The sequence below is a fragment of the Mesorhizobium sp. M7A.F.Ca.AU.001.01.1.1 genome, assembly GCF_004022735.1.
Classification (GTDB): Bacteria; Pseudomonadota; Alphaproteobacteria; order Rhizobiales; family Rhizobiaceae; genus Mesorhizobium; species Mesorhizobium ciceri.
In genome coordinates, this window is record NZ_RZPF01000087.1 from 1 (window position 1) to 12,895 (window position 12,895).

General features: G+C 58.8%; 7 protein-coding genes and 2 pseudogenes. 5 read left to right on the forward strand and 4 right to left on the reverse strand.

Translation table 11 applies throughout. The features are described from left to right. Positions 1–402: 402 nt before the first annotated feature. Complete coding sequence (locus tag EN884_RS07950) at positions 403–1,299, reverse strand: ankyrin repeat domain-containing protein (RefSeq protein WP_063170605.1); 897 nt, start codon at positions 1,297–1,299, stop codon at positions 403–405. Positions 1,300–1,705: 406 nt separating this feature from the next. Between EN884_RS07950 and EN884_RS38570 the strand changes: the two genes are divergently transcribed. Further along, positions 1,706–2,002, forward strand: a complete 297-nt coding sequence (locus tag EN884_RS38570; protein WP_164894950.1) for a hypothetical protein — start codon at positions 1,706–1,708, stop codon at positions 2,000–2,002. A gap of 2,046 nt (positions 2,003–4,048) precedes the next feature. Here EN884_RS38570 and EN884_RS07965 read toward each other — a convergent pair. Further along, positions 4,049–4,429, reverse strand: a pseudogene (locus EN884_RS07965) (pyridoxamine 5'-phosphate oxidase family protein); the annotation flags it as partial. A gap of 80 nt (positions 4,430–4,509) precedes the next feature. Then, on the reverse strand, positions 4,510–5,901 hold the full coding sequence (locus EN884_RS07970; RefSeq protein WP_013525274.1) for an FAD-binding oxidoreductase: 1,392 nt from the start codon (positions 5,899–5,901) through the stop codon (positions 4,510–4,512). A gap of 1,680 nt (positions 5,902–7,581) precedes the next feature. Here EN884_RS07970 and EN884_RS40245 point away from each other — a divergent pair. Together EN884_RS40245 and EN884_RS40250 are read left to right on the forward strand one after the other, a co-directional pair. Continuing rightward, a complete protein-coding gene (locus EN884_RS40245; RefSeq protein ID WP_342030153.1) occupies positions 7,582–7,827 on the forward strand; it encodes a hypothetical protein in 246 nt (81 codons plus the stop codon). 209 nt (positions 7,828–8,036) lie between these two features. Continuing rightward, on the forward strand, positions 8,037–8,276 hold the full coding sequence (locus EN884_RS40250; protein WP_346016491.1) for a hypothetical protein: 240 nt from the start codon (positions 8,037–8,039) through the stop codon (positions 8,274–8,276). 44 nt (positions 8,277–8,320) lie between these two features. On the opposite strand, the gene EN884_RS07995 is transcribed toward EN884_RS40250, so the two are convergent. Beyond that, positions 8,321–9,757: a caspase family protein gene (locus EN884_RS07995; protein ID WP_245491909.1), complete on the reverse strand. Its 1,437-nt coding sequence runs from the start codon at positions 9,755–9,757 to the stop codon at positions 8,321–8,323. 208 nt (positions 9,758–9,965) lie between these two features. Here EN884_RS07995 and EN884_RS08000 point away from each other — a divergent pair, with 208 nt between their 5' ends. Continuing rightward, positions 9,966–10,691 (forward strand): hypothetical protein, encoded by a 726-nt coding sequence (locus EN884_RS08000; RefSeq protein ID WP_082826798.1) that lies wholly within the window; start codon positions 9,966–9,968, stop codon positions 10,689–10,691. 239 nt (positions 10,692–10,930) lie between these two features. Further along, positions 10,931–12,895, forward strand: a pseudogene (locus tag EN884_RS08005) (autotransporter); the annotation flags it as partial.

Here is a 12,895-nt window from a genome sequence, read left to right on the forward strand (position 1 = left end):
GCTCGTCGCGAGCTAGTAAAAAGGGGCAGGGGCCTTTCTCGACGAGCCTGCCTCGGACATACCCGCTCGCTAAGGGAGATCGGCGACAAGGTGCGGGTCGAGGAGATCACGCCGAAGGTGAAGAAGCGCTGACGTCGTCCTAACTTCAAATGAGCCCGGAGAGGTGGAATAGCCTGGCAACTCGCACGCCAAGGCCAATAATGGTTTGGCCATCATTGGCGGCGAAATCCCAACCGAAAAATGCTGCCCAGCCAAAAAGCAGGATTGAGAAGCGCATTAGCACATTCTAAAATAGATAAATTGAATAAGCGTTAAAGGCTTCTTTTGCGCGCTGGCATTGGCAGGGCTTCCCCAGTGCGCTTTTACAAAGGGGCGATACTGGGGAGGGACCAGGGTAGGGGTTCAGGGCAGCGGAATCGGCTTGTCGCTGAGTGTGCGCAAGTACGCGATCACGTTGACCCGTTCGGTCTCGTCCGGGACACCGGGCGTCTCCATCTTGACGCCCGGCGTTGTGAGCATGGGCCCGAAGAGATATGTGTTCAGGTCCTCATACGTCCATACACCCTCCCAGCCCAGCAATGTGTCGGAGTAACGCATACTTGCCATGGATGCCTTGTCGCGGCCGACGACGCCCCACAAGTTGGGCCCCGTCTTGGTCTCTCCCTGTGGCTCGGCATTGTGGCAACCGTGACACACATGGGTGAAGTAGGTTCGGCCTTTCTCGACATCCGCATTTGACAATTTCATCGAGATAGGGGCTGGCGTTGGCAAGACGACGCCGTGCGACAAGAGATAGGCGGCAACTTCATGTTGCCCCTTGAATTTTGCCATGTGGAGCGGTGTCTTGCCGTCCTTTGTCTTCGCATTCACATCGGCGCCGGCCTCGACCAGTGCCTTCACGCAATCGAGACAGCCGGATCTGACGGCGATGTGAAGGGCGGATTCACCGCCGCGCTGCGCATTTGGATTTGCGCCCCCCTGCAGCAACAGATTGATCAAGTCGACCCTGCGTTTTGCCAAAGCCGGCATGAGGGGAGGTCCCAAAAGCGGCGTCGGGGCAACGTTGGCGTCGGCACCTCGTTCCATGAGCAGTTTTGCCGCCGCAAGATGCCCGCCCCTAACCGCAAGATAGAGCGGCGTTGCTTTTCCATCGCTCTCGTCGACGCCGGCACCGGCGTCGAGCGCTGCCGTAATTGCCGCGACATCTCCCTTCACGGCGGCGTCGTGAATGGCGGCGGCATGCGATACAATCGGGATGTGTGCAATCAGCAGTGAAATGAAAAGCAAGGACATGCGCATTCGGCACCCCTGTGTCAAACCGGAGGACGCGGCACGCTGCGAGAAGGGATGACTTTAGTCCGAATGCTTAATCGCGGCAATGTATTTCAGCAACTGCTGTCGTAGCACATGAGTTGTCCGGATTAGGTAGCACGCGAGTTGTCCGGTTTTATCGCCAGCGAATGGAGGCTGGGGATGAAGCGGGCAGCGTGGCTAGAGGACCGGAGAATGCAGAAGTTTCGGGATTATTGAGCCGCTGGAATGGCGGCGATCTTTCGATGATGGAGGCAGGCGAGTTGCTGGGCATGTCGGAGCGACAATTCCGGCGTTACCGCGAGCGTTACGAAGAGGCGGGGGAGGCTGGGTTGCTCGACCGGCGTTTGGGCAAGCTTTCGACGCGCCGGGTGCCGCGGAGGGGATCGAGGAGATGCTGGAACTTTATCGCCACCACTACCTTGGCTGGAACGTGAAGCATTTCCACGAATACCTGCTGCGCGATCATGACTTCAACTGGGGCTACCCCTTCATCGAGACGCAGCTTCATGCGGCTGGGCTGGTGGAACGGGCCAGGCGGCGCGGTGCTCACCGGCGCAAGGAAGTCGTGCGAGGGGAACCTCTACAAATCCGACGGACCTCACGGTCGTCTCGAACACTGCACGAGACAGATTTGCGGGCATTCGGAACTTGCGTCGTATCCCGGCCTTCAACTCACCCCGCTCTGTAATAAAGCAGGCCATTGCTGCGTCCTTCCGTGAATCCAGCGCGAGCTTCTATGAAGCCGGAGCGGTTCTCAATTACTGCGGATACCACCCGAGGTTCGGTTTCTCCGCCGTCAACACTGGACGACAGGTTCTGGATTTTGAGAGCGTGCTCTCTTTGGATCAGGAGGCCGCCATTCCGTCCAACCCAAGCAAGTGGTTTGGTCAGACCAGACGGACCCTAAGCTGTCGTTCTCATTAGGTCGCGATTTCTAAGCAGTGCTCAGGAACGAGCGCTGGCTTCGGCAGCACGATTTTCTACGCGAGCCGATCCAGGTACATCTTGAGCGCCGAGATGGGCTGATGATCGAATTGAAAGACGTCAGCTCAGGCGAATTGTCACTGATTTCATCGCTGGTGTTCCTAAGCACCGCGGAGCGAGGCCATTAGCCTGTTTTCCTCATCGACGAACCCGAGGAGCCTTCACCCGAACTGGCAGCGCAAGTATGTCGAACGTGTAATGACCTCCACATACTACAGGCAGCCCCATGTGGTCATCGCGACCTATGCGCCTCTTGTCGTTAGACGCGCCTTGGCGTGGTCCAAGGACGTCGGTGGTGTCTTCCAGATGGTCAACGGCTGGCCGGTGCGCATTCCGCTCGTGGATTCGACTCCCACGAGTATAGAAGAGGTCCTTTGGCGAGCCTTCGATGTGGTTACGCCTGCTAACCATTTCGCCGTGAATGAGGCGAGGCGGGCTTCTTGCTCTACGTTGAAAGCCACTGAGGGTGAGCCCGCCGCCTATTGGGGCGCCGGCGGCGGACCCTGTGTAAGCGGCTACATCCTTTTGAATCGACCGCTCAGAGGGTCAATGTGCCACTTGAAGGTGAGTTCCCTTTAGGATTCTAGGCAGTGCGGTTTGCGTAGCGTCCAGATCGCCATGCGACTTCGATTTTCAAGCGCGACATAGGCCATCAGGCGTAGTTGTAGCAAGACCAGTGTACCGGTAGCATATGGAGCCTGGACATTAGGCCCACCCTCGTGCCCAGCTATGGTCGGCACGGTCGCTCAACCCGCTTTTGGTCTGCCTGATCGTGCCGACTACCGCCCCCAGGGCTGCCCCTTCCAAGGGTTTGTGCTTTGGTGGCGATTATCGGCAGTCGGACAGGAACGTAAGGTGAAACTAGCGAGGACTTTGCGCGGCTCCGCTACTGCGGGATTGCGCCTAGTTGCAACGGCCAGAACAAATCAAGGCCAAAAGCGAGCCGCTAGGCGCTACCCAGCCGTAGACTCAAAAGAATGGCCGGTGCGGGGACGCTTAGGTTGGAAAGCGTGGGCCGCACCGGCCATTGCGGGATAGCTCTTAGGGATCGTCCCCCGCGCTGCCTAAGTTATAGGCATATTAGCGATTGCTCAATTGAGACTGAAGTCCCTACCCAACCGTAGGGGGATAGCTAAATCCAGCTAGGGGAAAGACCGTTGCGCAGAAAACCAAAGGAGCTGCACGGCTGGCGATCTGTGCACATGACGCCGACCCATCCAACGTCTGTCCTTAAGCCGGTGAGGGAACACCTGAACCGCCAAGGGGCGGCGGACATGAAGGCGTACCGCCCGGCGGGCAACGCCTGAAATCCAACATCCTGTTGAATTGGCCCGCTGCCGAGAGGTGGCGGGCCTTAATCTTTGTGTTGAACGATGTAGCTATTGCTGACGGCGTTGCTCCCAACACCGCGCGTGACAACAACGGTGGTGTACCCGGCGGGCAGGGAACCGGTGACAGTCTCGTCGAGGGGATGACATCGTCCGACGATTTCCCCATTTGGCGCACCTGCGAGCCTGTCTTTCAGAGATGCCTTACACACGTCAAGCGACGCATATGTGGTCGGCGCGGCATCAATGGGCCTGCAGACGACAGCCTCGCCTGGGCTGCAAGAGAGTAAAAGCAGTACTGCTGCGGTTGCCGGATCCATTGTCGAAGCTCCACTGAGACGAGCCTCAACGCAGATCGACGGCCTTTGTTGCACAGGCAGCCCTGGCGGCGGCCCGCTGCCGAGAGGTGGCGGGGCTAATCCCTATTTCGCAAGCGAGTTGCCGGACAGCTCAAAAACCATCGGCTCGCCTCTGAAATCGGAATAGCGAATCCATCGAGGCGAAATCGTAAAAAGTTGTGCTCCTTGCTTTAGAAACTCCGCTTCAAGCGGACAGTTGGCAACGTGGACATCTCTCAACCGCTGTGATTCGTTAGCCTTGGCAGGTCGGGCCCGGCCTTCGATTTGAACCGTGACATTTTCATCCCAGCCGATCACCATGGCGATCCGGCTGTCTCGTTTGATATTTGCCAGCTTCCGACTTCCGGGAAAGCTGTCGAACACGATGTTGAGGTCGTCGCCCAACGTCACCTGTATGACGGCTGCCTCTGGAGACCCGTCCGGATGCACGGTGCTGATAGCCCCGAGCTTATGCCTAGGTGCCCGCGATCATGCTGACCCCAAGGGAACTTTCGATCAGTTCGCCCCAGTTTGTCGAAGGGCGCTTAATGTGTCGCGGTCGAGATGTTTTGGTTGACGCTAAAAAAGTTGGTCGGGTCGTATTTGCTTTTCACTTCCGCAAGCCGTCTGTAGTTTTCGCCGAATGAGGCGCGGATAACTTGGTCCGCGGGCTCGCTCTGAAAGTTCAGAAGGTGCATCCCGCTCGAATGCGGCTCGAACGCATCATACATGGCGCGTACCCAGGCAATATGCCTTTCGCTTTCGGCCGGATCCACCCACTGCGCGGTCATTCCTATGTTGTATTCCGCGCCGCGCTGGGCGAAGGCGGATTCAGCGCGACTGATCCTGCCTGGCGCGCCGCCATAGAACTCTACGATGCAGGCCGAAAGAGGCGACTTCATGCGATTTCCATGCTCGACAAGCAGGTCTATGATCGTGTCGGTAAGTTGCGGAACGAAGCTCGCCTTCCAGAAATTGTGGGTGCCGTCCGGGAAAGCGCCGTCAAGCAGCTTCTGCATCGTCGGGAAGGGCATTAGCTGGATGGCATCGAGCATTGGGGGACCGAAAGCTCGCAGCGGCGCCAGCACACGTGCGCCTTCTACCACGTCACCGCACCAGCATGCGATTACGCCGATCGCCGGCATGCCGTCCGGTGTCGTCAGCATGGCCGCGTAGGCAGTCAGTTCCTCCGGTGCCGTGGCCATGAAGTCACGATAGAAGCGCAACACCTCACCGGACTTGTCGCGTGCGTGAACGATCAGGCCGCCGAGCACTGAAGATATTTGCTGCGCCCGGAAGGTGAAGCAGGTGACGATGCCGAAATTGCCGCCGCCGCCGCGCAAAGCCCAGAACAGGTCGGGGTGTTCTTCCATGCTGGCCGTCAGCAGGTTGCCCTCCGCTGTCACCAGCTCAAACGAAATCACATTGTCGCAGCTCAGTCCGTACTTGCGCACCAGCCAGCCTACGCCGCCGCCGAGCGTCAGACCGGCAACGCCGGTCTTAGAGACGACGCCGACCGGCACCGCCAACCCATGCAAATGCGTCTCTCGGTCGAGATCGCCAAGCGTCGCGCCGCCCTGAACTCGCACGGTCTGGGTCTTGGGCTCAACCATCACGCCACGCATGGCGGAGAGGTCGATCACGATGCCGTTGTCGCAGAGCGCGCGCCCGGCGACATTGTGACCGCCCCCACGCACCGCGACAAGAAGGTCGTTTTTAGAAGCGAATTTCACTGCGTGGATTACATCAGCGACACCGAGGCAGCGTGCGATCAGTCCAGGGTGTCGATCAATTGCCGCGTTCCAAATACGGCGTGCCTCGTCGTAATCGGCATCAGCGAGCCGGATAAGGCGGCCAGCCAACCCCGAAGCGAACTCATCGATGAGGTCGGCGCCAATCGGCATGCCATTGCGACTTTGAAGCTGCGTCTCTAACATATCCTCCTCCTCAAGCGCGTAAGCTCAAGCCTCGCGGTGAGAAGTAGCATAACACCAGTTGGCGGGCCTGTGACGCCGAAAACACCTTCGATCCGATAAGTGGCGCTCGGTGCGGAATGGCCGCTTTTGCCAACTGGATTCTAGGAAGCTGCCAGTCGGCTCGCGGCCCCATGACAGTCACATCAAGCAACGGAGAGGCGCACGCCACCAGCCGAGCAGCTCGCACACCACGGTATACCTCGACTAACGTAACACCGCCGCCGGTTGCGGCGTAACATCTGGGTGGATCGACTATCTGTGACAGGGTAGCGTCACGCCTAAACCTTGAGGTGACAGGGCCGCAGATAGCGAGCCATCGGGCAAAAATCGAAAGGCCGGAAGGGTTGCCGTACGGTTTTACAAGGCAACGACGCTAGGTCGTTCCAACAAAAACCGCGCTGTCGAGATTGGGTCATTGCACTGTTCCCATTCGGTGCTTTCCCCATGAGAACTGCCCACTGGCCTGACGGCTGGCGGGCTTTTTTGTATCAGCGGAACCTTATTACTCATGCTCAGTTCTTGGCGGCAGCGCCCCGCACGCTGCTGGCCAAGGAAAGGCAACCCTTGGCCGGGCCCGCATCGGTCCTCACCCAAGCGGTGCGGGCCCACTGTCGATGCTGCCGAGCCCGTCTTCACACCCTTGGGCGTATCTTTCGAACAGTTCCACCTTTTCTGGATAAGGAAGGCGGTGTAAACGCTGGCAACCTTCGCACCGATAGTGGGCGGCAACGATGAACCAACGCCCTGGCTTGGTGAACTCGTTTCCACATCCGGGGCATTTGAGTGTCATCTCAACCGAAGATAGTTTCTGGGAGAGCGGCATCAGGTCGCGTAACTCAAACTGCCGACGCCAGAATCAGCGTTATCCCCACCACCATCGACGCATAGATCGTGGCTAAAGCACGATCGGTCGAGGAATACTCGGCGGGTGTGCGAGGCCGGCGAAGTCGGGGCCTCGGAATGTTTCGGTGCCCACGGGACGTTGGCGGAAGCGTTGTCATTGCAAGCGCGCAAAGATAGACGCTGGGCTATATCGGCGGCGATCAGAGAATAGTCCGCCACCAATTTCGACCTGTCCGAGACAATGGAGATTTCACGTTGCAACATCGCGCGCCTCCCATGAGTTCTCCCAACTGACGGGTCTAAATTATGTTCCGCCAATTTTGAGAGGGGTGCTGCTGCCGATGTGCTGGCGCGGCTAATCTACCAGCAACAGGAGCGGCTTGCTTTGGCTGCTCGTGCCAAATCACCTGCCGCAAGTCGCGCATGTCGACCTGCTGTCCGCACGTCGGGCAGGTATAGAAGTTGTCGTCCTCATCGGCTGGTTCGCCGCCGTGCTCCTTGCCGGGAATGGATGGTCCACGTCGGACGGCCTCGCCATGGCTGTCAAACAGTCAAATCGTCTAAAATGTTCCGGAACCATTTTAGCGCATGCTAAATTGAAACGCAGTCTTGCGGGTCAGTTCATGCGTCTGAAGTTCATCAGGCCAATGTTTCCCAGGCTTGTCGAGGTCCCCCCGACAGGAGACAACTGGATTCACGAAATCAAGTACGATGGCTATCGGACGCAAATCATAATCGAGACGGCACGGCCCGAGCGATCACCCGGAGGGGGCCTACGACTGGTCATCGACGTACAAGATGATTGTCGAGGCGGCGGCAACCCTTTCCCCCAAGTCGGCAATCATCGACGGCGAGGCAATCGTCCTCAACGGGAAGGGCGTGTCGGATTTCCATTCGCTGCGGTCCGCGATGCGATGGGCGCCGGATCGGATTATCTTCGTCGCCTTCGATCTACTGCACCTGGACGGGGTCAACCTGCGCCCAGCACCTCTGCTGGAACGTCGGGAAAGCTGCTCGAACTCGTCGGGCCTGCCAAGGGCGTGATCCAGTACAGTCACCATGTGCATGGCGGCGGGGCCGACTTCTACGCTGCGGTTGATCGAATGGGCCTGGAGGGCATGGTGTCGAAGCGGCCTGATAGCGTTTATCGGTCAGGCGACACCGAAGCGTGGCTGAAAACCAAATGCTACGAGGAAGTCGACTTTGAAGTGGCAGGCGTGCAGCTAAAACCGGGATCGGCACCACTCGCTTTGATGGCAACCCGCGATGCGGAACGCCGCTATGTCGGATCGGCTCACATCGCGCTGACCAAAGCCATGCGAGAACGCCTGTGGGCCAAGGTGCAGGAGGGGAAAGGCACGCCACCGAAGGGAGCCGACAAGCCAGACGCCGAATGGATCAAACCTGGCCTTGTCGGACGAGTGAAGACCCTTAAGCGCGAGGACAAGCTACGCCATGCGACTTTGCGGGCGATCCGCGAGGCGAAATCGTGATGTTACGAACGCCAATGAAGTAGGCCCGCCTGACAGCCCACGTCCTAAAACACACCACCGATGCCTATCCCCCCACTAATGTCTGGTGGGGGGGCTATGGGGCGTTGCGGGACGGCCTGCGCGCGTTTCGCCGCCTTGCGGCTGGGGCCGGTTTGCGAAGGGCCGTTGTCCGACGCGACTTTAGCCGGCTTGGCCTTGACGATGACCGGCTGCTTGCAGATTCTGCCGGAACGCAAAAAGAGATCGCCGAGCAATCCGACGGTCGGCTCGGTCGTGGGTGCGATCTGTTTGGTTTTTTTGTAGTAGTCGGTGAGGGCACGGATGGAGCCTGTGCCCCAATCGCCATCAACTTGCATCCGGTAGCACCCCAGGCGACGAAGTTCGGTCTGAATGCTGCGCGCAAGATCGCCTGCCTTGTCCTTTTCCGCTTCGCCCGCCGAGGCGCCGACAATGAGAGTTTCGAGGCCGGAGACGACGCTCTGGCGAGCGACTGCAACGCTTTCGGTTGAAGACAGATTGGCGACCCGAGTGCCGACCGGCTCCGCTGAACCGCCTGACGGTGCCGGAATCTCGACGGACCGCAGCGTCTGTCCGACGATGAGCACGGCGGTCTGCAGGTCGTTGGAGGCGAGCTCTATCTGCAGCTTCTTCTTGGCGTCTGGATCGGACAGGATGCGCGACAGGCTCGCGCTCAACTGCGCCGGATCGAGCATCTGCTGTTCGGTGAAATAGAATTGTTCACGCAGGTTCGACTGATCCCACGGCACCTGGCGGCCGACGGTGAGCGCCTCGGTCTCATTGCGGACGCGGATCATCATGTCCGAAATGCTCAAGCCAGGAATTTCGACGTTTTTTAGAAGCGCAGTGGTGAACGGGCTGTTTTCGCCTGTTCCGTCGACGGTGACGTTGCCGGGCTGGGTGGCGAAGGCGACAAACGTGTTTTCGCCGACCTCGACCTGCGCCAGACCGTTGGAGATGTTGGCGCCGCTGCCCAGCGGATTGTTGCGGCAGGCATCAAGGAAGATGAAGGTCTGACGGCCGCGACTGGCGAATTTGGCGATCACATCATTCAGCTTGACGGCGTGCGCCGTCAGCTTGTCCAGGTTTTCCGGATCGGGCGTATCGATTGGTAGCAGGTAGTTTTCGCCCTGCAGCTGCATGCCGTGGCCGGCGTAGAAGATCAGCACGGCGCTGCTTTCGGGCAGCTTCGCCTCGGCGTCATGGAAAAGCTTGACGAAGCCATCGGCGGTAAGATCGGTTCCAGTCAGAACCTCAAAGTTCAGCCGCTTCAGGCTGTCGGACAGTTTCGTCGCATCGTTGACCGCGTTGGCGAGGTGCTCGAGACGCTTGCTCTGGTAGTTCGTGTTGCCGATGACGATCGCCAGCCGGTTGCGCGGCTGTAATGAGGCGTTCTGTTCGACCGCGGCGCGAACGTCGATCGTGCTCAAAATCGCGAAAAGCATGAGCAGCGGGATGCGCAAGTATCCGTGGCGGTGGGTCATATCGGCATGCTCGTTCCAGCCTGCGTCAATCTTGATCCGGCGGCCTTCGAACGCACCAGACGCAAACGCAATCTGCCCGAGCGTTTGGACCCCGTGCCGCCAAAGGCCCGCAAATTTTTATACCAAGTATCCTGTCAAAGATAGGAAAAAGGGATTTGTATGCAGTCACTGGACCGTGGAGGGCTCGATGCCGACCAAGATCAACCTCGCGCTGCCGGTTTACGGAGCAGCCTACAAAAGCGTATTCGTTCGCAGCCTTTTTGCGGCCCTGACTCACGAAAGCCTTTCCAGCTACGCGTTCACGCTGTCGGAAATCGAGTACACGGATATACCGTTTTCCCGGAACTATCTGCTCACGAATTTCTACTACAAGAAGCTGGACTGCAGTCACATCCTGATGATCGACAGCGACATGGGCTTTTCGCCCGATCTCATTGCCGCGATGCTGGCGCTCGACAAGCCTGTAGTCGGCACTTTGTATCCGCGGCGTCTGGTCGACCTTCGCAAACTTCACTCGCTGTCGAAACTGCCGTTCGACAAGGCCTTTGCGCAAAGCCTGGAGTTCCTCGGAACCATCATCGAACCGCGGCAGGAGATGGACGGCTTTGTCCGGGTATCGCTATGTGGCACGGGTATCTTCTTGGTTTCGCGCGACTGCGTCGCCAGGATAATTGAGAAACTGCCCGAAACGGTGAACCGGTCGCGCTACAGAAAAAACAAATACGCCGCACAGTTCGAGAGCTTTCTGACGCCATTTTCGAAGATCGTGACGCCGGACGTGGACTTGCCTACCGATTTTTCTTTTTGTCATCGCTGGGCCCAGCAGTGCGGCGGGGAAATATGGGCAAGTTACGACCGCAAGGTTGCCCACGCGGGAAGCCTGACCGTTTCGGCAGCCTATTCTGACCTCTAGATGTTCGCGTCCTTGTACGGCGTTGTACTGCATGTGAGCGGTTCAATCTGAGTTCGATAGTGACCTTGTCGCCACACATGACCTTATAGTGGCCTGAGAGCGAACGCCTAACCATTGCCGACGAGCAGCGCGCTGCGTACACTGCCTGTCAATCAAGTCAACGAGCCCCATTGAAGGGCCGGTGATTTATTGTAATTGCCTTAACTGTGACGGTATCGATTCTCGTAAGGTGGGATCGAATGAGAGTGCCGCGCGAGGCCTATCAATTGGCGGGTGTTTCGTTGCTTGCGTTAGCGGCGGCATCCACGTTGCAGATATCTGGCGCGGAAGCGTGCTCGGCTATCGCAAGCGGTGCTGGTACAACAGTCGGCTCAGGCATCTCGGCCGAAACGACGTTCGAAACGACATCGGTCACGGTCGAGTGCAGCACAACTGGAAACGTCCAGGATGTCGGCGGCGTATTCACGACGGGGTTCGCGGGATACAAGGGGCAAGCCAACGACTCGTCGACAGTCATCGTCAACGATTATGACGGAAACGGCGATGACATTGTTAGCATCTTTGGCGGTATCCTGGACAACAGCACGCCTACCCCCGTCATAAGTGGCCTGCCGCCGGTAACGTCATCGGCAACGACATCCTTGCAGTCGGCAGAGGGGACCCTCGAACTCTTTGGCGGCAACGACCGGTTCGAGATGTCCTATGGGGATTTGTCGGGCGATCCGTTCGCCCCAAATGTCGACGCCAATCTGGACGCCGGGGCGGGCGATGACACCGTTATCATCCAGGCCGGCAGCATCCACGACATCGATCTTGGAGATGGTGTCGACAGTGTCGTGATATCCGGCAGCGGCACACAGGTCGGCAATGTGACCGGTGGCATCGGTGACGACCTGATATCGGTCGGTATCCTCGAGGTCGAGGAAGGCGTTTTTTTCAGCGAGCCAATCGTCGGTATCATCTCTGGGGGTGAGGGCGGTGATACCATTACCATAGGGGGAGGCAACGTCGAGGCCGTGGATGCCGGGGCCGGCGACGACCAGGTCAGCATCGGCGGCAATACCGCAATCGAATTGGATATCGATGGAGAGGCCGGCAACGACACAATAACGGTCAGTGGCAACGCCACCATAGGCGGCAGCATTTTCGGCAACGATGGCAACGACACCGTCAACATCGACGGTGGAACCGTCGGCACAACCATATCGCCGGGCATCGTTGATCTTGCGGGCGGCGCCGACATTTTCAACATGACCGCGGGCCATGTGACCGGCTCGGTGTTCGGCGAAGGCGGCGGCAACACCTATACCGTCAGCGGCGGCACGGTCGACGGCTCGATCTATGCCGGCAGCCAGGACGACAGCGTATCGATCTCGGGCAACGCCAGTGTCGGCATCGACCCAGGTGAGGGTGGGGAGGGCACGGATTCTGTCGGGCTGGAGGATGGTGACGACACCTTCGACATGACCGGCGGCACTCTTGCGGGTGCGGTAAGCGGTGGTGCCGGCAATGATGTTATTACGCTGCGCGGCGGCACCATAAACAGTTTTCTGGAAGGCAACGACGGCAACGATCAGATATTGGTCTCCGGCGGCGTGCTTGCAGGAGAGGTCACCGGCGATGTCGGTGACGATCTGATTGTCATCAGCGGCGGCGCCATCGGATCCAGCGTTTCCGGCGGCGCCGGCTTCGACAATGTCTCGGTCACCGGCGGTACCATCACGGGCGGCATAGACGCCGAGCATGTCCATCTTTCGGGCGGCACGATCGGCGGTAACATTACCGGTCTTGGACCCGACACGCTCGTGATCGACGGCATCGGTGCGGTTGACCCACTCAGTTTGAGCGATGGCGTTCTGTTCAGCGGCACGGGCGCCAACGGCACCATCACCGGCACCAATCTCGCTGCCGGCGGCAAGAGCCAGAACTTTACCGGCTTCGACAATTTTTCCTCCGACAATTCCACGCTGCGCTTCAACGGCGGCATACAAGGCATCAACCACCTCAACCTGGGCAGTGGCTCGACGCTGTTCATCAACGGCAACGTCACCATGCCGGGTTCGATCATCGCGACGAATTCGCTGATCGACATGACGAATGGTGTCGCTGGCGATGTGTTGACGCTAGGCGGCCTCACCCTCAACGGTGCCAGCATCGGCCTCGACATCAACCAGCAGACATCTCAGTCGGATCAGCTCATTGCC